Source organism: Myroides gitamensis (genome assembly GCF_029894455.1).
Classification (GTDB): Bacteria; Bacteroidota; Bacteroidia; order Flavobacteriales; family Flavobacteriaceae; genus Flavobacterium; species Flavobacterium odoratum.
The window spans coordinates 1,688,013-1,709,937 of the sequence record NZ_JARYHN010000001.1; the positions used below are offsets into that span (position 1 = coordinate 1,688,013).

Annotated in this window: 23 protein-coding genes and 3 tRNA genes; 9 read left to right on the forward strand and 17 right to left on the reverse strand. The window is 37.6% G+C overall.

Annotated elements, in window-relative coordinates; all coding sequences use genetic code 11:
- Positions 1–35 precede the first annotated feature (35 nt).
- From M2306_RS07385 to M2306_RS07410, 6 genes are all read right to left on the reverse strand, one after another.
- Positions 36–674 (reverse strand): helix-turn-helix domain-containing protein, encoded by a 639-nt coding sequence (locus M2306_RS07385; protein ID WP_115090079.1) that lies wholly within the window; start codon positions 672–674, stop codon positions 36–38.
- Positions 675–1,046: 372 nt separating this feature from the next.
- A complete protein-coding gene (locus tag M2306_RS07390; protein WP_259188381.1) occupies positions 1,047–1,670 on the reverse strand; it encodes a carbonic anhydrase in 624 nt (207 codons plus the stop codon).
- 2 nt (positions 1,671–1,672) lie between these two features.
- Complete coding sequence (locus M2306_RS07395; RefSeq protein ID WP_259188380.1) at positions 1,673–3,214, reverse strand: SulP family inorganic anion transporter; 1,542 nt, start codon at positions 3,212–3,214, stop codon at positions 1,673–1,675.
- Between the two features lie 338 nt (positions 3,215–3,552).
- Entirely contained in the window at positions 3,553–3,858 is a 306-nt protein-coding gene (locus tag M2306_RS07400) for a hypothetical protein (protein ID WP_002991804.1), read from the reverse strand.
- A gap of 476 nt (positions 3,859–4,334) precedes the next feature.
- Positions 4,335–5,204, reverse strand: a complete 870-nt coding sequence (locus tag M2306_RS07405) for an NUDIX hydrolase (RefSeq protein WP_259188379.1) — start codon at positions 5,202–5,204, stop codon at positions 4,335–4,337.
- Between the two features lie 644 nt (positions 5,205–5,848).
- Complete coding sequence (locus tag M2306_RS07410; protein ID WP_115090075.1) at positions 5,849–6,181, reverse strand: winged helix-turn-helix transcriptional regulator; 333 nt, start codon at positions 6,179–6,181, stop codon at positions 5,849–5,851.
- A 188-nt stretch (positions 6,182–6,369) separates the two neighbouring features.
- On the opposite strand from M2306_RS07410, the gene M2306_RS07415 reads away from it, so the two are divergent.
- The 3 genes from M2306_RS07415 (at position 6,370) to M2306_RS07425 (ending at position 8,032) form a co-directional block, all read left to right on the forward strand.
- Positions 6,370–6,744: a hypothetical protein gene (locus M2306_RS07415; RefSeq protein ID WP_259188377.1), complete on the forward strand. Its 375-nt coding sequence runs from the start codon at positions 6,370–6,372 to the stop codon at positions 6,742–6,744.
- Positions 6,745–6,754: 10 nt separating this feature from the next.
- The gene (locus tag M2306_RS07420) at positions 6,755–7,330 is read left to right on the forward strand and encodes a DUF6620 family protein (protein WP_259188376.1); all 576 of its coding nucleotides are present in this window, start codon (positions 6,755–6,757) and stop codon (positions 7,328–7,330) included.
- A gap of 150 nt (positions 7,331–7,480) precedes the next feature.
- Positions 7,481–8,032 carry a porin family protein gene (locus M2306_RS07425; protein WP_259188374.1) on the forward strand — a complete coding sequence of 184 codons (552 nt, stop codon included), beginning with the start codon at positions 7,481–7,483 and terminating at the stop codon, positions 8,030–8,032.
- A 130-nt stretch (positions 8,033–8,162) separates the two neighbouring features.
- Here the strand turns inward: M2306_RS07425 and M2306_RS07430 are convergent, their stop codons facing one another.
- The 7 genes from M2306_RS07430 to M2306_RS07460 all read right to left on the reverse strand — a co-directional run bounded on the left by M2306_RS07430 (position 8,163) and on the right by M2306_RS07460 (position 13,355).
- Positions 8,163–9,638, reverse strand: a complete 1,476-nt coding sequence (locus M2306_RS07430) for an FAD-dependent oxidoreductase (protein ID WP_259188373.1) — start codon at positions 9,636–9,638, stop codon at positions 8,163–8,165.
- Positions 9,639–10,731: 1,093 nt separating this feature from the next.
- Positions 10,732–10,805: transfer RNA gene (locus M2306_RS07435), tRNA-His, on the reverse strand.
- Between the two features lie 17 nt (positions 10,806–10,822).
- Positions 10,823–10,896: transfer RNA gene (locus tag M2306_RS07440), tRNA-His, on the reverse strand.
- Between the two features lie 90 nt (positions 10,897–10,986).
- Positions 10,987–11,060 (reverse strand) — tRNA-His (locus M2306_RS07445).
- A 72-nt stretch (positions 11,061–11,132) separates the two neighbouring features.
- Positions 11,133–11,849 (reverse strand): bacillithiol biosynthesis deacetylase BshB1, encoded by a 717-nt coding sequence (bshB1, locus tag M2306_RS07450; protein ID WP_115090071.1) that lies wholly within the window; start codon positions 11,847–11,849, stop codon positions 11,133–11,135.
- Positions 11,850–11,853: 4 nt separating this feature from the next.
- On the reverse strand, positions 11,854–12,909 hold the full coding sequence (locus tag M2306_RS07455; RefSeq protein ID WP_259188371.1) for an isochorismate synthase: 1,056 nt from the start codon (positions 12,907–12,909) through the stop codon (positions 11,854–11,856).
- Complete coding sequence (locus M2306_RS07460; RefSeq protein WP_002991767.1) at positions 12,906–13,355, reverse strand: PaaI family thioesterase; 450 nt, start codon at positions 13,353–13,355, stop codon at positions 12,906–12,908. The genes M2306_RS07455 and M2306_RS07460 overlap by 4 nt, the downstream gene beginning before the upstream one ends.
- A 188-nt stretch (positions 13,356–13,543) precedes the next feature.
- Between M2306_RS07460 and M2306_RS07465 the strand changes: the two genes are divergently transcribed.
- The 4 genes from M2306_RS07465 to M2306_RS07480 all read left to right on the forward strand — a co-directional run bounded on the left by M2306_RS07465 (position 13,544) and on the right by M2306_RS07480 (position 17,290).
- Positions 13,544–14,116, forward strand: a complete 573-nt coding sequence (locus M2306_RS07465) for an L-threonylcarbamoyladenylate synthase (protein ID WP_115090069.1) — start codon at positions 13,544–13,546, stop codon at positions 14,114–14,116.
- 18 nt (positions 14,117–14,134) lie between these two features.
- Positions 14,135–15,571, forward strand: coding sequence for a CCA tRNA nucleotidyltransferase (locus M2306_RS07470; RefSeq protein ID WP_115090068.1), 1,437 nt, complete (start codon positions 14,135–14,137; stop codon positions 15,569–15,571).
- 4 nt (positions 15,572–15,575) lie between these two features.
- On the forward strand, positions 15,576–16,613 hold the full coding sequence (locus tag M2306_RS07475) for a COX15/CtaA family protein (protein WP_259188504.1): 1,038 nt from the start codon (positions 15,576–15,578) through the stop codon (positions 16,611–16,613).
- A gap of 236 nt (positions 16,614–16,849) precedes the next feature.
- Complete coding sequence (locus tag M2306_RS07480) at positions 16,850–17,290, forward strand: adenylyltransferase/cytidyltransferase family protein (RefSeq protein WP_115090066.1); 441 nt, start codon at positions 16,850–16,852, stop codon at positions 17,288–17,290.
- A gap of 821 nt (positions 17,291–18,111) precedes the next feature.
- On the opposite strand, the gene M2306_RS07485 is transcribed toward M2306_RS07480, so the two are convergent.
- The 4 genes from M2306_RS07485 to M2306_RS07500 all read right to left on the reverse strand — a co-directional run bounded on the left by M2306_RS07485 (position 18,112) and on the right by M2306_RS07500 (position 20,972).
- Complete coding sequence (locus M2306_RS07485) at positions 18,112–18,360, reverse strand: hypothetical protein (protein ID WP_115090065.1); 249 nt, start codon at positions 18,358–18,360, stop codon at positions 18,112–18,114.
- Positions 18,361–18,719: 359 nt separating this feature from the next.
- Positions 18,720–18,962, reverse strand: coding sequence for a hypothetical protein (locus M2306_RS07490; protein ID WP_115090064.1), 243 nt, complete (start codon positions 18,960–18,962; stop codon positions 18,720–18,722).
- Positions 18,963–19,719: 757 nt separating this feature from the next.
- On the reverse strand, positions 19,720–20,349 hold the full coding sequence (locus M2306_RS07495) for a DUF6266 family protein (protein WP_259188370.1): 630 nt from the start codon (positions 20,347–20,349) through the stop codon (positions 19,720–19,722).
- 443 nt (positions 20,350–20,792) lie between these two features.
- Complete coding sequence (locus M2306_RS07500; protein ID WP_259188369.1) at positions 20,793–20,972, reverse strand: hypothetical protein; 180 nt, start codon at positions 20,970–20,972, stop codon at positions 20,793–20,795.
- Between the two features lie 252 nt (positions 20,973–21,224).
- On the opposite strand from M2306_RS07500, the gene M2306_RS07505 reads away from it, so the two are divergent.
- Positions 21,225–21,665: a DUF5675 family protein gene (locus M2306_RS07505; protein ID WP_259188368.1), complete on the forward strand. Its 441-nt coding sequence runs from the start codon at positions 21,225–21,227 to the stop codon at positions 21,663–21,665.
- Positions 21,662–21,871, forward strand: a complete 210-nt coding sequence (locus M2306_RS07510) for a hypothetical protein (protein WP_002991752.1) — start codon at positions 21,662–21,664, stop codon at positions 21,869–21,871. Before M2306_RS07505 ends, M2306_RS07510 begins: the two co-directional genes overlap by 4 nt.
- Positions 21,872–21,925 lie beyond the last annotated feature (54 nt).

Below are 21,925 nucleotides of genomic sequence, written 5' to 3' on the forward strand. Positions count from 1 at the left end.
ACGAGGTTTCATATTGTATTATTCTATTTTGATTTTTAAGTCTCAACCAAATTTTTGACACTTGGTAAAAAGATTCCTCGAATACTAAATACCGCTCGAATATCTTCCATCCTCAAGGTCATACTGTCAAAAACGGGATTATCACTGACAAATAAGAGTTCGCCATTTTCCATCTTGCGCTTGAAGCGATAGCATAAAATCCCCCGGTTTTCTACGACTAAGACATAGATATGCCACGGTTTCATTTCTGCTGGTTCTATGGGCATAGACAAAACATAAGAACTGACTTTTATCGTCGGATACATATTCTCTACTCCGATTTGAAATCCAATATTAACCTCATCCTCTGTTGGAAAAATACAGGTAGGCGACGTAGCCAAACACTTTTCTGGATTGATAAAATACTCAATCTGATGATCAACCGAAATCATTTTTACTACACGATCCTCTAAATTTCCTTTATAAACAGCATTAGGATGAGTTAAGAAAAGCTCATTTAGGTCAATTCTATGTTCTTTACATACCTCAATAATCTTATCATAACGCAACGTCTCCCGTATCTTCCATGAGGATAATGTATTAGGTTTAATCCCCAATAAATTGGCTAGTTCCAAATCTGTTTTGAATCCCAGCAATTGTTTTAATCTTCTGATAACATCATTTGCGTCTAACATCGTTTGACCTTTTTAATAATTAAAATTGAAAATGACTCTTTTATAATCAACTGTTAATTTTTCTACTCTTACCTCGCTCGAACCTTTACAGAACAAAGAAAAACACACAAATCAGCATGCTAAAATTCCCTAAGAGATGAAAATATTTTAAATAATTACACTTCCATCAATAAATTAACAATTACTTTCTTCCTATAAAAATACAAAATATTCGCAAACAACAACTTAAAACAAGATAAAAATGACATTTTGTGAATTTGTATAACTGTATTTAATCTAGGAAAGGCTTAAAAAGTCTTTATAATTCCAACGGAAAACCAAAAAAAGTCCCCGCACTGGGGACTTCTCAACGTTAACAAAGTATTCCTCATACTAACAAATCAGTTCTACTTTTCCGCTTACGACATCGTAGTATCCACCTACGACACCGATTTGACCTTCTTCAATTAATTGAGTTAAAGAAGGACTTACTCGTTGCAGTTGTTCTACGATGGAACGAACATTTTCCATCGTCACTAACTCTACTAATTCCGTTTGACTTACTTCTTTTCCTTGGTTTTTCTCACGTACTTTTTCTACAATCGGGTGAATACGCGCTAAAATGGTATCTAGTTTACCTAAACTAGTATGATTACAAGCGCCCGTTACTGCACCACATCGACTATGTCCTAAAACGAGAATCAATTTACTTCCAACTACCTGGCAAGCGTATTCCATGCTTCCAATTACCTCATCGGTTAATACATTTCCTGCGATTCTCAAGCTGAAGATATCTCCAATTCCCTGATCTAATACGTGTTCTAATGGAGCGCGACTATCCATACAGCTTAAAATCACTGCATGTGGATGTTGGCCGTCTTTCGTTTCTTGAAGCTGATGCAAGAAGTTTCTATTGAATTTTAAATTATTGACAAAGCGATTATTTCCTTCTAATAATAGGTTTAAACTTTGCTCTGGTGTTGTATTTGCTAATATTTCTTTTGTAAATGAGTTCATAGTTATATCGTTTTACGATGTGATAAAATAAGATTAGATTGCCCTTGGCTGATTTGAATGGATTTATGAAAACCCGTCGTGGTAATTGCGATGTTCTTTTCTCTGGCTTTTTCGTTAATAAACGATTGAATCATTTCGAGAACATCCATGTGGATATACCCCATTTGTTTGGCTTGAATTGCCAAATGGCAGTTATCAGGTAGTTGATGTAGTTTGTTTTTAATGGCTGTTTTATTAAAGAAGGATACTTCTTGTGCTAACGTAAGTGTATACACAAGCTGTTCGTCTTTCACGGTATGCTGCATTGAAAATGCTTTACGTACATTACCCAATAATAAAAAGGCAATACTCACCACCATTCCCGCTAGTACACCCATTAATAAATCTGTAGCAACAACCATAACGAGTGTTACAATAAATGGCGCGAATTGCGTATAGCCTTTATGCCAAAAGTGAAGCAATACAGCAGGTTTAGCTAAATTATATCCCACTAAGATTAACACAGCCGCTAAAGAAGCTAACGGAATCATATTCAATACAAAGGGAAGTGCAACTACAGCGAGTAGTAAAAACACCCCATGGATAATTGCAGAAGCCTTGTACAATCCACCAGCGTTGACATTAGCTGATGAACGCACAACCACAGAAGTCATCGGTAACCCTCCAATCAAAGAGCTAATAATATTACCTATTCCCTGTGCTTTCAGCTCGCGATTCGTATCGGTATGTCGTTTTAATGGGTCTAAGCGATCTGTTGCCTCAATACACAATAAGGTTTCGATTGAAGCCACAATAGCGATGGTACCTGCCACAATCCAAACCGTTGGATTAGTCAATCCCGTCCAATCTGGAAAAACCAGCAAAGAACTAATAGAAGATAAGCCATCTAATACTGGAATCGCCACCACTTGTGAAGCATCAATGGCCCAAGAGCTACCCGTATAAATCCACAATTGATTCAGTAAAATCCCAACCACCACAACCACCAAAGCAGCAGGTAAAAAGGCAATTTTCTTCAATCTTTTACTCTTGCTCCACGCGATTAAAATAGCTAGAGAGAGCACCGTCATCAACAGTGTGCCTTTGTGAATGGACGCTAGATGTTGCACATCGCTTAATGCACTCACTCCAAATGCTAAAGGCAATTGCTTGATGACAATAACGACTCCAATTCCCGCAAGCATTCCTTCAATCACACTAGAAGGAAAGAAATTGGCAATAGCCCCTGCCCGTAGAAATCCCAATACTAATTGGATAACACCCGCAAGGATTCCCGCAGTTAGCAAGAGCTGAAAAGATCCCAACTCACTAATAGCGGCTAAAATAATGGCAGCCAATCCCGCAGCGGGACCACTTACACTGACGTTGGAATTACTCATAAATCCAACAATAACTCCCCCTACTACTCCAGCGATAATTCCCGCTATTGGAGGCGCACCTGAAGCTAGCGCAATTCCCAAACAAAGCGGAAGTGCGACTAAAAAGACCACAAGGCCTGGAGCAACACTTTTTTTCCATGTTGCTACTTGCATACGATATTTCATTTTTGTTTACTTAAAATTAAAACAGTTTACTGTTGATGGGGGGAGTGAGGGTGCTTTTTTGTGAAGGTGCTTTTTTACAAAATCGTGAAATCTATCAATGAAAGAAGAATCGTTTTCAAGCAGAAAAATTTCTCTCTTTTCTCTTCTTCATTAAGTGAAATCGTTCTTCGTGAAGGTGTTTTTTTGCAAAATCGCGAGATCTATCGATGAAAGAAGAATCTTTTTAAAACAGAAAATTCTCTATTCTTCAATAAAAAAAGTCCATAGACAACCTGCACACCTAACAAAGTATGCATCACTACCCCGTCTAATGCATTACGCATTACACATTGGTTTAATTAAGCAATAAAAAATTCGGGAGGAGGGGATAAAACGTCGAATTCTAACGATTCGTACACGAGTTTTAATTGTGCATAATGAAGTCCTGATTCATCTCTATCTTGCAATAGAAAATCCTCTTGAAAAGGATGTAACCCATGAAAGTGACCTTTTTCTTCTTCCTCTGCATTAGTAATGGGTTTTTTATTTTCTTCAGAAATCGTCAGCATAGGGATATCAAGTTCAATACCCGCTAACACCGCAATCGTGGGTGTAGCGATAAAATTGACAAAGAAAAATAAAACGACTATTGCTGCGTATTTCATGCAACAAAAATATTTTTTTTTCAAAAAACTCAAGCATTTATGGTGTTAATTTTATTGTAAATAGTTTGAGGGGGGGAGACGTACAGGGTTATGGGTTAGGAGTTAGGGGTTGTGGGTTAAGGGTTAAGGGTACAAGTGAACCTCCCCACATCTTCTCATCAGCCTTGTGAGGTTTGTTATTCTTCACTGTGTTTGTCCGATTCGTATGTCACCCTGAGGGCACGAAGGGTCACATCCCGCGCTGACGGAATACTGTGTGGCGTGACTGGTTAGAGTAACGAGTGTTGAGTAACGGATGCGTTCCCTCCTTCGTCGGGATGACATACTAGCCAGAATACTGTGTGTGTGGAGCGACTGATTAGCGTATTGCCTTTTTGCTTTTTTGCAAATCCTCTTTAATCGATAAAAACGGAAGTGGCAAATGGCAATTTGCCAAATAACTGGATGATTCCGACAAACCTCACAAAGAGCAAACCTCACAAATTACAATACTCAAAAACCTTCAATACCCCAGGAACGGGAATTTGATCACGGATGTATTCCTCTTTTGTAAAGTACTGGATTCCGCCGATTTCATTAGCAATTGTAATCGTATCCCCTTCTAATTCGTAATAATAGCAATCTTGCTGCATGAGGATGTTCTTTTTCTCCCCATAAGCAGGGGCAACAATATGCGTCAAAAAGGACAATCGCTCGGGTTGAAGAACCAAAGATAGTTCCTCTTCAATCTCGCGTCTAAGTGCTTGCTGGCTATCCTCTCCTGCATCAATTTTTCCACCTGGTAGATACCACGCTTGTTTATTCTTACTAAAAGCCAATAAGAGTTGGTTATCTTTCACACAAACCAAACCTGCAGTAGGTAAATCAATCCAAGGTTGATCGACTACAGTGAGGTAATATTCCACTGCATCTGTTGCGTCTTCTACTACTTTGGACTGTCTCGCTCCTCGTTTTTCATACCACGCTTGCATTGCTGGTGTTACAATCACAGTTAAATAACTAAAAGAAGATACGCATGCTTGTTTTTGGACAGCTTCTAAGAGCATGTTCCATTTCACTTGCTCCTGCCCTATTTCTCTCTGCTTTTCGTCTGCCAAACAATAAAAAAACACCAACGCTGCTGCGTAACCTTGCGGATTAAATACAAAGCATCCACAAAGTATTTCTTCTTCATAGACCAAATACATCTCTTTTTGGTGAATTAATTCTGCTATATTTTTATTCTTTTTTGTATTTTCGTGTGATAATGTATAGCTAAGCTGTGTTGCATGATGAATCAAATCTTGAATTTGAGGTACATGTTGAGGTGTGGCTTGTACAATATGCAATTGAGTTTGTGGAGACATCGCTTTTTAACTTTACTTTCGTAGACAATAAAGATCCGAAATTAAAAAGAAAAAGCAGGACAATAAAACATCCTGCTTTTTCTTTTTCATAAATTTTTCTTGTGTACTAAAAACAGGTTGTTTTTACTACGTGTTTTTAATTTGAAAGTATAAGGTACTATTTCGAAACAACAAACAATTAAACAGAATTCCTATTAACCCTTTTCAAATTAAAAACTTGAAATCCATTACTCGTAAACCACGATATCCCATTTTCTGCCTTACTAAAAAAGAGGAGTGATTAACTTAGAAATGAATTTCCACTCATTTATTTAATTCCCTAACAAAGGAAATAACATTCTACGTAATAAACAAGAAAAAAATGCAAGGTTGTGCTTTTTTAATTTTAATTTAATACAATAAAAAAAACAGATGAAATAAATCCTCACCTGTTCTTATAATTTTAAACATAACACATTAAAAACTAAAAAAAAGTGTTCTTTTGACAACTTTTTTTGATTCAAATTCCCTCTAAAAGGGACTTTTCTTTATATTTTTCGTGTATTCTTCTTCTTTTTTGATACGAATAGTAGTAAAACTACTAGAATTTTTAAGTGTTTCTGCGTTTTTAGGCATAACTACTTATCAAACTACATGCTTCTTTTTTAAGGATGTTGATCTTCCAATAAAATTTCTCCCCACGCATTGAGTTGTTTTAAAACTTCGACTAATTGTAATCCTAAAGGTGTTAAGGTATATTCTACCCGTGGAGGAACTTCATCAAAACGTTGTTTACTCAAGATGCCCACTTCTTCTAACTCTTTTAGTTGTTGATTGAGTACTCGACGGTCCACTGTAGCAATTCCCCTCAAAAACTCACTAGGTCTCTTCTCCCCTTCATTGATGCGCCAAATAATGGGAATCTTCCATTTGCCACTAATTGCTTTTACCGCAAATTCTAAGGCACATACTTTATCTGTAATTACTTGTTTCTCCATAATTCACTTCATTTAGTAAAGACAAATATCTTATAAAAATTTTAATTGCTCCGTTTTTCCAATTAGGAGTAAACAATACTTACTATCCTATTCCTTTTTCTACTGCAATAGCATATATAAATTTAATATCATTTAACAAAATAATCCTATATTTACATCAATATAATATAATTATTACTAATTTATTTATGTCGATTCAAGTAGTACAGCATTTTGAGGAGACCAAAATCCGTTTCATCACTTTTCTAACAAAAATTGAAGAGCGTCTTCTTGCCTATACAGCGCAAGAGTATCAATCCTTACTACAATTGAAAATAACTGATACCAGTCAGCATCAACAGGCCTTTGTCTTATACAAAATGAAGGTTTTAGGACAATTGGATCGACTCAACAAAAAAGCCACTACCGTACTTGAGGAAGAAATCAAAAATATTCCACTTCCCTGTAAGGAATCAACTGCCTGTATTGATCAAATAAAACAGGTAAAAGAGGATTGTTATCTCCTTCATTTTAAACTCGATGAATTACACGGTATATGTAGAACAAAAATTCAAAATTTATAAAATTGCTAAAATGGAAAACAACTTATTACATCCTATCCACACGATTACATTAGAGGATTATGCAGCGATTGCGCTAAAACTGTCTTCAGGTGTTGAATTAGATGCTATTCTTCAGGCATTAGGCGTAACAGCTGTCCAATATGAAGAGGCTTCTAATCAATGGAACGACCGTATGGCACAAGACGAAACCTTTGAATTGAGTATTTTATATGGTCAATACTTTACCACTGCGGCTAACCATCCTATTTTAGGTGCAATACAAACAGAAACAAATAGTGAAGGTCAACAACACTTAGATCAGATGAAAACAGATCGCTATTATTTTGAGCGAATGACTGCCTTGCGACAAGCTGCCTATAATCACGGTATTGACGGAGCTGCCTATTTGTTAGAGCACTACGGAATTACTTTAGGTGAATTTCAAGTTATTGCCCTGCAATATCATCCTAATGTTCAAGATCCAGATTTTGACTTTGAGGAAATGCATCATTTCATGGACTACAGACAAACACAAGAAGCGGTTTATACGGACCTATTTTCTAAAAATCTAGGTATTCCTGATATTGGGGAAGACATTGAGTTTTAATTGACAAAACAACAATAAAAACACCTATAATATCTTAATTTATAGATACTCTTTCCTATACAGTGATAAATTAATTGTTTTGCATAGCGTTGGAATAAAAAATAATCAATACATTTAATATTATTTTAACCATCAATTACAAGTAAACACATGAAAAAAATTACAATGAGCCTATTGGCTATTTTCGCTTTTAGCGGAGCTGCATTAGCACAAACTCCAGACATCAAATTAGGTGCAAAAGCTGGTTTAAACATTTCTAATCTTTCTGGTGCAGATAATACGAAAAGTAAAACAGGCTTCCACGTAGGAGCATTAGCAGAGATTTTCTTAAATGAGAAATTTGCCATTCAACCGGAGATTTTATACTCTTCACAAGGAGCAAAAGCTAAAGGAAGTGACGGTTCAAAATATGATTTAGACTACATTAATGTACCTATTATGGCTAAATACTACGTAATGGATGGATTAAGCGTACAAGCAGGTCCACAAGTGGGATTTGTCGTAAAAGCAGAAGTAGGTGGTATTGATGCGAAAGACGACGTAAACACAGTAGATTTTGGTTTAAACTTAGGTGCAGGTTATGAATTACCTCTTGGATTATTCTTTGATGCTCGCTATGATTTAGGTCTAAATAAAGTAAACAAAGAAGGTAAATCAACCAAGAATGGTGTATTCCAACTTTCAGTAGGATATAAGTTTTAAGCCGTATCATACATAAAATAGAAGAACGCTTGAGTTGACTACTCAGGCGTTTTTTTATGATGTTATACTAAATAAATAGTGAACTTCTCTGAACAAGATAGACTGTTTTATTAGCCTTTTTAAATTCGTATTACTCTTCCGGAGCCCTTGACTTCCACTTAGCACCAATGGTTTGGTCTCCTTCTTGGAGCACAACATCGGAGTGTAAGAATGCTGCTGCTGCTGCCGACCCTTTTACTTTTGCACTACTACGATCACTTACTTCTACTTCGTATTCACTTAATATCGCTTGGCGTAGATCTAAGGCTTTCCAATCTGGAACAGCCTGGCAAGCAGTCGTTAGTTGATGTACTAAACTCAAAGCGTCTAGCAAGGCTTGGTTTGCCCCTTGCCCTTTAAATGGACTCATGGGATGCACAGCATCACCTAACAAGCTTACAGGTCCAGCATTGGATAACAGCCTTGGATCAAATAAACTTCTGTCGTATACGGGATAACCCGATATGGTCGTTTCCTGCGTTGCATCAAGTATTTCAGGAATAGGATTATGCCACTGAATGCGTCTGCACGCTTCTTCTTTTAGTGCTTTTGGCCCAGCCAAACTCAAGGCTTTTGCTTCTTCTTCGTCCATCGGAAAACTCAATTGCCACATGATACTGTCTTTGGTATAGGGCATCATATACATGCGCTCGGTGCCGTTTGCGGTTTGAAATACCGTTTCCCCATCTAATAAAGGCGATTGTACATCTTTGAGGTTTTCTAAGGGGCAAATGCCCAATACAACAATACAGCCTAAATAATGCAAAGGTGTTTGGTCTTCGCCAATTAATTTACGGCGTACCGTACTTCTAATGCCGTCTGCTCCTATCACAAGATCTGCATCAAAACTACGGAGTTGGTCGTCAACCTGAAATGTCAAATTCACTTTTGAAGAACTGTATTGTAAATCGATGAGTTGATGTCCCCATTGCATTCGCTGCTCTCCTCCCAATTGCTGAATCAACATTTGGCGCAATACTTGACGGGGAATGTGAATATTATTTCGCTTTGCCGCTTTATCTTCTTCTGCTCTCATCCACTTTCGCTTTCCCCATTCACCCAACACTCTTCCGTCTACTGCATGTACTATATGTTTGGTAGACACTACTCCGCCTTCTACTGCTGTGATTCCAAATGCACGCAATGCTTTGCTGGCTTGTTGTAGGGTAAGTCCGTATCCTTGTGCACGTTCAGCAAAAGCGTGATCTCTTTCAAATAGGGTAAATGGAATACCGCGATGCAAACACGCAACTGCTAAAGCGATACCACCAATTCCACCTCCAACAATAGCGATATGCGGATATTTAGCCGGATTACTAACGGGTGGTATATTACTGCGCACGAGTCCTGTACCCAAGCAATGCTTACAAGGTTTCTGTATTTTTTGAGGAGCTTTTAGAGCTTGTTCTACGTTATTATTCTGCTCATATAAAGCAGGTGCTTTCACACCGTGTTGCCGCTGTTGCTTGCTTCTCCTTTTGCTCTTTTTTCCCAATCCCAAGCAAACTTCACAACTTACCCAATGTTCGTTTTTAGCTCCAATTTGATTCTCTTTCTCGTACTGCATCTAAAATTATCGTATTACTCCACTACGTTTCAAAATTATACGCCAAAGATACAATTTGTCTTTGGCGTATAATTCACGTATGGGTATAATTTAAAAGAGAATTTGGGGTGAGGTTAGGAGTTTGGAGTTATGAGAAGATGTAGGTCGCTTTTTTGTTTTTTGTGAAGTTGTAGGGTATATCGATAAAACCCACGATTTCACAAAGAGCAAACCTCACAAAGAGCAACTGATTAGAGTATTGCTTTTTCGCTTTTTCGCTAGAGGCTTTTTTGATAACTTATTCGGTTAAAGAAGAATGTCTCACCATCTCATCTTCTCACCTCCTCACAAAGCCCTTCCCCTTTCTTTTTTAAAGGGTAAAAAAGAAACAAAAAACCCTTCAACTAACCCAAATAAAGGTCAAATTAGTTTTCTATTGTTTGCTAGGTCGCTTTTTTGTCTTTTGTGAAGTTGTAGGGTTTATCGATTAAAGGCGATGTGCAAAAAAGCCCCTCACAAAGCACGAACCTCACAAAGCACGAACCTCACAAAGCACGAACCTCACAAAGCACGAACCTCACAAAGCACGAACCTCACAAAGTACAAACACCTTTTATTTTTACAGCCTTTTCAAACATTTGACGCTCTTTATTTGACTTACGTTGGAGGTAAATTCTCTTTTGTAAAGATGGTTTTGGCTTTTAAGTAAATTGATTTTGTTTTTTTGCAAAAGGCTTTTTTGATGATTTCTTCGGTTAAAGAAGAATGTCTCACCGTTATGGTTAGGAGTTATGAGGGTTAAGGGTGATGAGATTTTGGGTATAGTCTGATTTCATCTTTAATCGATAAAACCTACGATTTCACAAACTTCACAAAGAGCAAACTTCACAAAAAACAACCCTCACAAAGAGCAAACCTCACAAAGAGCAAACCTCACAAAGAGCAAACCTCACAAAAAGCAAACCTCACAAAGAGCAAACTTCACAAAGAGCAAACTTCACAAAGAGCAAACCTCACAAAGAGCAAACTTCACAAAGAGCAAACCTCACAAAGAGCAAACCTCTCACCAAGCACAAAAAAAAAAGAGAGAATGAAAACTCATTCTCTCTTTTCGGGTGATTAATGGGTTTCGAACCCACGACCTTCGGAACCACAATCCGACGCTCTAACCAGCTGAGCTATAACCACCGTGTATGTTTTTTTTGGGTGACTAATGGGTTTCGAACCCACGACCTTCGGAACCACAATCCGACGCTCTAACCAACTGAGCTATAGCCACCGTGTATTTTTTTGGAGGTGTCTTAACACATTCACCTTTTTTGTTTGTATGGACGATGCGAGCATCAACCGCTACGTGTATTTTTTTTTGGGTGATTAATGGGTTTCGAACCCACGACCTTCGGAACCACAATCCGACGCTCTAACCAGCTGAGCTATAACCACCGTATTTGTCTTATTTTGACGCTTGCAAAGGTAGCCATATTTCCTTACGTTGCAAGCATTTTTTTAAAAATTTTATACCAAATCATCTAAACGATTGACTGCCAAATATCTTTCTACTGTAAATCCTTCCGCATGTTCTTTATTTATCAAGCGACCTAGGTCTTGTGCGCGATACACGATACTATCCAAGAAATTTTTGGAAGTAATTGGCGTTGAGGGTTCTTTGGAGTTTGCATCGTAAAATTGCGTGCCATACGCCAAAACAGCTTGTACTTTCTGATCGATGAATCCGGTTACATCCACGACAAAATCAGGTTCAATATTTTTCCATTGGATGTAATGATACACCAATTTTGGACGCCAAGCTTCTTGCTCTACTCCATTTACTGTGGTTTCAATACGTCTCAATCCCGCCAAGAAACAAGCATCAGAAACTAATTTACTTCCTTTGCTGTGGTCAATATGGCGATCGTCAATTGCATTACACAATACGATTTCTGGCTTGTACTTGCGGATCATTTTAATGACTTCCAGCTGATGGGCTTCATCATTTACAAAAAAACCATCGCGAAAACCTAGATTCTCACGTGCAGACACGCCTAAAACCTGAGCAGCTGCTGCGGCTTCTTGCGCGCGAATTTCCGCACTTCCTCTTGTTCCTAATTCTCCACGAGTTAAGTCGATAATCCCAACTTTTTTTCCTCCGTGAATTTCTTTTGCTAATGTGGCTCCACATCCCAATTCTACATCATCTGGGTGGGCTCCAAAGGCTAATATATCTACTTTCATCTGCTTAAAATAAAACTTTTTTCATTGTGGTGGACTTGTTAACGGTTTCAACAAACTCACTGGTCGGATCACTGTCTTCCGTTACTCCGCACCCAATATATAAATTAACGTGATCTTTCTCTATTTCCATGCATCTCAGGTTGACGAATAACTGACTGTGTAATTCACCTGTTGCTGTAGGGCTATTCAATTCGCCAAGGTATCCTGCATAGTATTTACGCGCATAACCTTCTTCTTTTAATAAGAACTCCCGACTCACCTCTTTCGGCATGCCACAAACGGCTGGCGTTGGATGCAAAGCCTCTACAACGGTCTGTACATTTACTTCTTTGAGCTCTGCTTCTATGTCTGTACAGATATGCATTACTTTAGCCGCTCGTTTAGTAAAGGGGTCAGACACTTGAATACGCGTACTCAACGGTTGTAGTTTATCTACAATAAATTCTGTTACATAGCGCTGTTCCTCTTGCTCCTTTTCTCCCCAAAGCACTTCCTCTTTGCCGTGATTGACCTGCGTACCGGCCAAAGCCATCGTATGCAAGGTTTGTCCTTTCAGCTCTACCAAAGTTTCAGGAGTCGCCCCCATCCACATTCCAATTTGAGGATGATACACCACATAGCAAAACGCTTCCGGATATGCCATCAGCAACTTGGTAAACAGCGGTTGGATATCGTTGATCTCCAAAGCGACCTCCTCTTTTCTTGCAGGCACCACTTTGCTAAATTTATCTTCTTTGATAGCAGCAACACAGCGCGTTACCAAATCTTCAAAATTAGCTTTTGCTGGTTGCGCCTCATAATCTAGCTCAAAAGCAGCAGATTCAAAGGGTTGCTCCGCAATCTCCTCTTCTATTTTAGTGGCATGAGCCAGGGGTATATAAAAGCGAATGCCTTCGTAAAAAGGCGCTACTATAAATCCGGATGTTGTAAAAGGGTTGACTTGGTGCAGGGTGGTATCGTGTTGAAACAAGCCGATTACATGGGGTTGACCTGGTTTTTTATAGAGTACAAAAGGTTTATCTTCTGCTATCTGTTGGGTCCATGTCTCGTATAATCTCATTCTCCCTTGTTTTTATCAATTACAATATTGGTGATTTTACACACCGACAACAAGACGTCATTTTCATCTGTAATTCGAATCTCCCATAAGTGTAAGGTACGCCCACGGTGTATTAATCGCGCAGTTCCCGTTACAAATCCTGCTCTTTTACTTCGCACGTGATTGGCTGATATCTCAATTCCTCTTATTTCTTGTTGCGTTGGATCAATGAGCATCAAAGAAGCGCCACTCCCCAAACTTTCGGCTAGTGCAACCATCGCACCACCATGAAGTAAACCCGCTGGTTGATGTACGCGTTCATTTACGGGCATTTTTGCCACTAAAAATTCAGGACCTGCATCAATATATTCAATTTGCAATGTCTCCATCAACGTGTTCTTACACACCTTCGCATACATTGCTAATACCTCTTCTTTATTAAAGTCCTTTCTTCTTTTCACATGCATAATATAACTAATTTTAGGCGTCTTAAAAGTAAGCCAAAAAAGATGGACTTCCCTTAAAAATATTATAATTCTTTCTTATTTGAAAGTGCCGTTGCATTTCTTCTGCTCCAAGGCTCCCGTGTATGCCATTTTTTTAGTATTTTTAAGCCCTTAAAATAAAGAACCAATTTTATTGTAAGGAAACGGCAATGGAAGATATCCAAAAAGAAGTTCATAAAGCTTTTGAAGTAATTAAAAATGGCGGTATAATTTTGTATCCAACAGATACCATTTGGGGGATCGGCTGTGATGCGACCAATAGTGAAGCCATTAAAAAAATATATCAACTAAAACAACGTGCAGAAAGCAAAAGCATGATTGTATTAGTCAACGGTGATCGCTTGTTGCATCGCGTTTTTCACAATATTCCCGAAGTGGCTTGGGAGATTCTCGAATTTAGCGACAAACCGACAACCTTAATTTTAGACAATCCCAAACTAGTGGCGCCAGAGATTATTTCTGCAGACCAATCCTTAGGCGTACGCATTGTCAAAGATCCGTTTTGCTTTAACTTGATTGAGCGCATGAAAACCCCTCTTGTTTCTACTTCAGCAAACATTAGTGGCTATCCTTCGCCTCAGAATTTTATGGACATCGATTTACGCATTATTGAGGGAGTGGATTATGTGGTAAACCTCAAACAGCAGGAAACCAAGCCCAATAAACCTTCAACTATCATTAAATTAAAAGAAAACGCACAGGTAACGATTATACGCAAATAGTCTGTGCCATTTGACATTATGACTCAAGAACACCCAACCTATAAAGAAGCACTACAACATCCCATTTTTGAGATTATTACCCAAGCGGCAACAAACCTACAGGTAGAAGCTTATGTAATTGGCGGTTTTGTACGCGATTTTTTACTGCAAAGAGATTCGAAAAAAGACATTGACATTGTTGCTGTAGGCAGCGGTATTGCCTTGGCTTTAGAAGTGTCTAATTTACTGCCAAATCATCCGAAAGTACAGGTTTTTAAAAACTATGGTACGGCTATGTTGCGCTACGATGATATTGACATTGAGTTTGTGGGTGCCCGAAAAGAGTCCTATCACTTTGACAGTCGCAAGCCTGTTGTGGAGGACGGTACACTAGAGGACGATCAAAACCGAAGAGATTTTACAATAAATGCCTTGGCGATTTCGCTAAGTGCGGCTAACTATGGTCAACTCATTGACCCGTTTAACGGCGTTGAGGACCTCAAAAACAAAATAATCCGCACCCCGCTAGATCCGGATATCACCTATTCTGATGATCCATTGCGCATGATGCGTGCCATTCGATTTGCAACACAGCTCCATTTTACGATTGAAGAAGCTTCTTTAGCCTCGATTACTAAAAACTGTGAGCGCCTTGAGATTATCTCTGGAGAACGCATTGTCGATGAGCTTAACAAAATACTACAGGCAGATGTTCCTTCAACGGGATTCTTACTGTTGTATAAAACGGGATTACTCCAGCTTATTCTTCCAGAATTGATTGCTTTAAATCAAGTGGAGGAAATAGAAGGCCATACACATAAAAACAATTTCTACCATACCCTAGAGGTAGTAGATAATATTGCCCGCAATACAGACGATGTATGGTTGCGCTGGGCTGCTTTATTACACGATATCGGAAAAGCACCGACCAAGCGTTTTTCTAAGCGACAAGGTTGGACCTTTCACGGTCATGAATTCTTAGGCGGTAAGATGGTAAAGAATATCTTTACTCGTTTGCATATGCCTTTGAATCAGAAGATGAAATTCGTACAAAAAATGGTGATGATGAGTTCACGCCCTATTGTGCTTTCTCAAAAAGAGGTGACTGATTCTGCTGTTCGTCGTTTGGTATTTGATGCGGGTGAACACGTAGAAGATTTGATGACGCTTTGTGAGGCAGATATTACAACGAAGAATCCAAATAAGTTTAAGAAATACCACCAAAACTTTCAGATGGTACGCCAAAAGATTGTAGAAGTGGAAGAACGAGATCACGTACGCAACTTCCAACCGCCTATTACAGGAGAGGAAATCATGGCTCTCTTTAACCTTCAACCTTGTCGAGAGATTGGTATGTTAAAAGAAGCCATCAAAGAGGCTATTCTAGAGGGAGTAATCCCGAATGAATATGAGGCGGCTTATGATTTTATGCTTGCAAAAGCAACTAAAATGGGACTAACAATTGTAAATAAATAATATGATGAAAAGCTCTTTTTTACCATTGGCAAAACTATCCTTGGTATTGGTGTACCTGGTTATTTTTGCTGGGGCGGCAGTTCGAATGACTGGTTCCGGAATGGGATGTCCAGATTGGCCGAAGTGCTTTGGTTACTACATCCCACCTACGGATGAGGAAGTATTAACTTGGCAACCTAATCGAGAATACAAAAAGGGACAAATGATTATTCACGATGAAGCGCTTTGGAAAGCCAAAGATACCTTCACCACTCCTTCCCTTTACGATGAAGCGCATTGGGAGAAATACACCAAGCACAACTATGCAAAATTCAACCCCCAACACACCTGGACGGAATACGTCAACCGCTTATGTGGTGCTGTAGCCGGATTGGCCTGTTTGGCGTTGGCCATTGCTTCGTTTGGGTATTGGAAAACAAGAAAAAAATTAGTCTTTGCTTCTTGGTTGGTGGTATTCTTAATGGGATTCCAAGCTTGGCTTGGTGCTACCGTGGTATTTTCTGTATTAAATCCGCTTAAGATTACTGTACACATGGTGATGGCGCTTGTTATTGTGGCCTTGTTAATCAACATCATCAAAGTAGCCAAAGCGAAAACAGAAATCAAGAAATACAACGCTACCTTCCGTGTATTAACGGTAATTACCTTATTGCTTACGTTGGTGCAAGTTGTATTGGGTACACAGGTACGCGAATTTGTAGATGAGCAAGTAAAAGCGGGAATCACCAACGAATACTTGTGGTTAAATACCCCTACGCTCGATTTCTACATTCACCGTAGTTTCTCTATTTTAGTGTTTGTACTCAACTTCTACTTGTTCTTTTTAAACAGACAGTTGAACTTGGGCTTCTCTAAAGTGAAATGGGTGGCTATTCTACTTGTTTTAGAGATCCTAACGGGAGTATTGATGCAATACGCACATTTCCCATTCGGTTCTCAAACGGCGCACTTAGTGCTTGCCTCTATTCTTTTTGGAGTGCAGTATTACTTGTTCCTAGAAGCGAGAAAATGCTACTATAGCGGAAAAAGTTCATTAGATTAGTATCTGATACAATATCAATCAAAAAAAGGCGTTTTTCTATGTAGATAAGGAAAACGCTTTTTTTATCTACAATATCACCTTTCTTACTAAAATAAAGCTAATATTAGCTTAAATCATTTGGAACTTAGGTTAAAAAGCTTGTAAATTTGGCCTAATTATCAAAAGTTTTCTTTGTACTGTATTGCATCTTACCATCGCGCATTTCATACAATCCTAAACTTTTAACCCCCAATGCTATGACAACAACAAAAATTGGTATCACATTTAGTTCTTTTGACTTGTTACATGCAGGTCACATCAAAATGCTAGAAGAGGCAAAACGCCAGTGTGATTATTTAATCGTTGGTCTACAAACTGACCCGACTATTGACAGACCAGAAAAGAACAAACCTACTCAAACCGTAGTTGAACGCTACATTCAATTGAAAGGTTGCAAATTTGTAGATGAGATTGTACCGTATACAACGGAACAAGATTTAGAAGATATTCTACGCGCTTTCCATATTCACGTCCGTATTCTTGGTGATGAATATGCTGAGAAAAACTTTACGGGTAGAAAATACTGCGAAGAAAAAGGAATCGAATTCTATTTCAATTCGAGAGATCACCGTTTTTCTAGTAGTTCTCTACGCAAAGAAGTAGCAGAAAAAGAAAATGGTAAAGTAATTGCCATTTAGTGAGGTTTGTGCTTTGCTCTTTGTGAGATTTGCTTTTTGTGAGATTTGTGCTTTATAAAAATAAACTTCTTTCAAAGAAAAATCTTACGATTTTTACAAAAAACGAATTCACTAATTCACAAAAAAATAATAGCCATTCCTTTTTAGGGGTGGTTTTTTTTTTGTGAGGTTTGTGCTTTGTGAGGTTTGTGCTTTGTGAGAATTTCGATTAAAGAAGAATTTCTCATCGTCTTATAATCCACACCCAGTATGTCTCCCTGAGGAACAAAGGGTCGCATCCCGCGCTCACACCATACTGTAAGGTTTGCTCTTTGTGAGGTTTGTGCTTTGTGAAATCGTAGGGTTTATCGATTAAAGAAGATTGTTTCAAAAAAACAAAACCAGTTTACTTAAAAGGCAAAACATATTTACAAAAGACAATTTAACCCCAACGTAAGTCAAATAAAGAGCGTCAAATGTTTGAAAAGGCTGTAAAAATAAAAGGTGTTTGAGCGTAGCGAGTTCTTTTATTTTCAGACTTGAAAACTAATTTGACCTTTATTTGGGTTAGTTGAAGGGTTTTTTGTTTCTTTTTTACCCTTTAAAAAAGAAAAAGTTGTGCTTTGTGAGGAGCGAAAAAGCTCCTAAAATCAAAAAAACTGCTTCAGGAAAGTACACTGAAGCAGCTGTGATAAATACGGTACAAGATCATTCGATGTATCTTATTTCATTAAGATCTTCATAGTAAGGATCGGTGATAAAATTTTAAGAAACTTCAATTTTGTTCGAATACTTCGAATTTTATCTTTCCCCTATTTATCGGGTGTAAACAAAAACAAATTTTATATTGAGGGTCTTACCACATAATAAAGCACACTCTTCTTGAAGAACAAGAAACGTTTAACCGTACGTTCTTCTCTTTTAATAATAAAGTCTTCTTGAATTAAGCGATAATGCAACCCTTTGGGTAACGTGGATAAAGCAACATAATTCTGTCCTTGTTTCTTCTCTTTCTCCAGTAAGAGTAAAAACTGTTCAAAATCATCAGAACATTCTGACAATTTCAATTGTTCAAATGCTGATTCTAACATTTTATTAATAATTTTGTTTTAGTAAGATGTTGTAAATATATCAAATAATTTGACAAAATCAACGATTTTTCTCAATAAAAACAAGCTTTTAGAGCATTTTCACAAAGAAAACAACAAATTCTTACTTTAACAAAAAACTAACATTATTTTACTGTTCTTTCGACTTTATTTTGCTGTATATTAAAACATTATGATTATTTATTGTTTTATTATAAAGCCAACTTCATATTCTTTCTTTTTAATTATTTATTCTCTTCTTTTATTTCTCATTCTTTCATCTTCCCTTATCTGGAACTATTCTCTTTACTCCTCTACCTTTTGGTGCTCTTTTATCCCTATGAGGCACTTCCCTCCAAGCTCTACTTCTCTACCTTAAAAGAGTATACTGTCTTTTTAAAAAAAAGAAAGTATCGTATTGTTTTTTCAATTCGTTTAATGGTAAAATTTTCCTGAATTAAACGATAATGTAAAGCAATTGGAATTGATGATAAATTGAGGTAGTTTCTTCCTTGTTCTTTCTCTTTTTCTAATAAAACTAAAAACTCCTCAAAAAAATCATTCTGTTTCAATGCTTCTAAATGCAAGACAATTGAATCTATCATATTCTTTAGTTTTAGAAAGTTAATATCCTTGCAAATATAACAACAATTACACGAAAAATAAATAATATTTTTAATAATACAACAAAAACACCAAATAATCAATAAATTAAACAACAAAAAGCTACATATTATACCTAAAAAATTAATACTTTTTAAATACTTTCATTCTTTGTGAGAAAAAAACGCAAGAAAAGCCCTTTTTTAATTATAAAAACATAAAAATTAAAACATAACGACCTGACAACAAAGTAGTTATGTGACAAAATAGGATTATTCAACACTTCCTTTCCCTATAATTCTCCTCCTGTAAGGATAAGTCATTTTTATACTGCACAAAGTGTGGATAAGTGATGAGAGGGTGAGGTGGTGAGAGAAATTCTTCTTTAATCGAAGAAATTCTCACAAAGCACAAACCTCACAAAGTACAACCCTTTCTTTTTTAAAGGGTAAAAAAGAAACAAAAAACCCTTCAACTAACCCAAATAAAGGTCAAATTAGTTTTCAAGGCTGAAAATAAAAGAACTCGCTACGCTCAAACACCTTTTATTTTTACAGCCTTTTCAAACATTTGACGCTCTTTATTTGACTTACGTTGGGGTAAATTGTCTGTTATAAAGATGTATTTTGCTTTTAAGTAAATTGGTTTTTTGCTTTTTTGTTTTTTTTGCAAAAGGCTTTTTTGAAACAATCCTCTTTAATCGAAATTCTCACAAAGAGCAAACCTCACCTCCTCACCTCCTCACCCCCTCATTAATTCCTAATAACTTCCAAGAAACATACTCGTACTACATTCCGTATCCAGTTCATTGGTCAGGAACACCCAAATAGCATTACTTGTATTTTGGAAGCCTAGGGGTAATTGTCCTGTAAACGTACCGCTATCACGGGTGGTTACCTTATCAAAAATGTTGAATAATTTACTTTGATCATTGTATACTACCACCGTTAGTAAATCCGTAGCGCGACCTAAGCTTGCTCCCTCTGGTACATTCCAGGTTAAACGAAGCTCGCTATTCTCTACAGCGGTATTCTCCATATTGATTAAGGGCAGAACTCCCTTGCTCAGCACTACTTTTTCTGGGTTAATGATAAAGCTTCCATCCTGCTTTTCAACTGCCTCTTGCAAATGATAAGACAATGCTAAATTCACCCTTGTTTTAAGCCCTTGTTCCGATCCGAAATAACGGTTTAGTAATGGGTTTATCGGTTGTAAAAAATTGGAAACCAGCTTAAATTTAGCGCGTTGATTGAGCTGGGGTACCGTTGGTTTTTTGCTACTCTTACGGGGTTTAGAACGAATAATATTCTTTCCTTTCCAATTGGCACCTACTACAGTTCCAACCTTACCACTTACCCCGCCTAAAATTCCTTGTTTAATTTCTGCCATAATGCGTCTTTTTAAAAATTGTTATTAAAGTTCTGTATTCACCTGCAGTAGCTAGCTTACTTCTTGAATACCTGACAAAACTATAAAATAGAAAAAACGCATAAAATACCCCCTTCCACTTCCTTCTCTTTTTTGGAAAAAAAATCCTATTTTTTCCTTTCTTTTCCATTTTTTAAAAATTCAACTCGCTTATTATCAGTATAATATAAAAACAAGGAAAAATTTTGTTCGGGTCTTGTTCGGTACAAGCCAGTGTTTACAAGGGCTCAACTCGATTTTACCAATGGTGACCCTAACGAAACCCAAACAAACTCCCAACAAAGCACACTGAAAATCCTTGCAAAATCCTTGCAAAATCTTTTCAAAGTCTTTTTAAAAAGCAAAAAAAGAAAGAGTCTTAACCCGAAGATCAAGACTCTTTGTTGATAATAATTAGACGTAATTTAATTTAAACACTTCAGCACTTCTTTTTCATCCAAATGCATGTAGGCGCAAAATTCTTTATACGTTACAAAAGCTTTTGATGGCTTATCATAAAAAATACGTACATCATTCAAAATTTTCAATGCGGTTTTATAACTCCGCCCTGTTATTTGTGCTACATCAATAGCATAAATAAACATTCTGTTTCTTTTAGTATAACTGGCTCTCATTCTTTGTTTTGTTGTAATTCGATTAAATAAAGCCTCAATATAGAAGAATAACACCCTACTTCTTTGATGGCTTACTACTTGTTTACTCAGTAAACGAAGTACTCCTTTTTACTCCCATTTACTCCTTTTTACTCCCATTTTAGGACAAACGCGCCCACCCCCTCTTTTATCGCATTGCAGATTCTTACACCTTTGGTTCCGAATCAGAAAAAATAAAATACCATGCCCCAATTAACATTACACCGGCTTTACCTGCCAGATGCCACCCATGGTTTACTACAACTTGATGGGCAAAATATTAGCTTAACTATTGAGCTGCCTTGGTTAAACAATCAGGCCTATATTTCGTGTATTCCAGAAGGAAGTTATCCACTAGCCCATCGGCACAATGAACGTTTTAAGTCGCACATCGAAATCAGAAAAGTACCCCATCGTCATTTGATTCTATTTCACCCAGCCAACAACGTGAAGTATGATTTAAAAGGATGCATTGCCCCCGTTAGTCAAATTGCTACTTCCTTGTGGGGCAATCGCTCTCGCCTAGCGATGCAAAAACTACTCGACGCCATCGAACCTCATTTGATTGATGGGCAGATCGAGCTAATTATTAAAGAGGCATCATCAGATGCAATTGTTCAACAAATTAAAAAGAGAAAATTATGAAACAAATTGTTCGGCGAATTCAAGCCCCTACTCCGCGATTTTTTAAGAAACTACGCATCGTAGGTTTAGCCTTAGCCGCTATTAGCGGAGGTATTCTAACCGCTCCAGTAGCTTTACCCGCTGCTATTACTACCCTAGCGGCTTACCTAGCCGTAGCTGGTGGTATTATATCAGCGGTGAGTCAGATTACGGTAGAGGAAGAATAGGTAAACACACCCATTCCAAGAACAAAAGGGGGCGGTTCAACCCTCCCCCTTTTT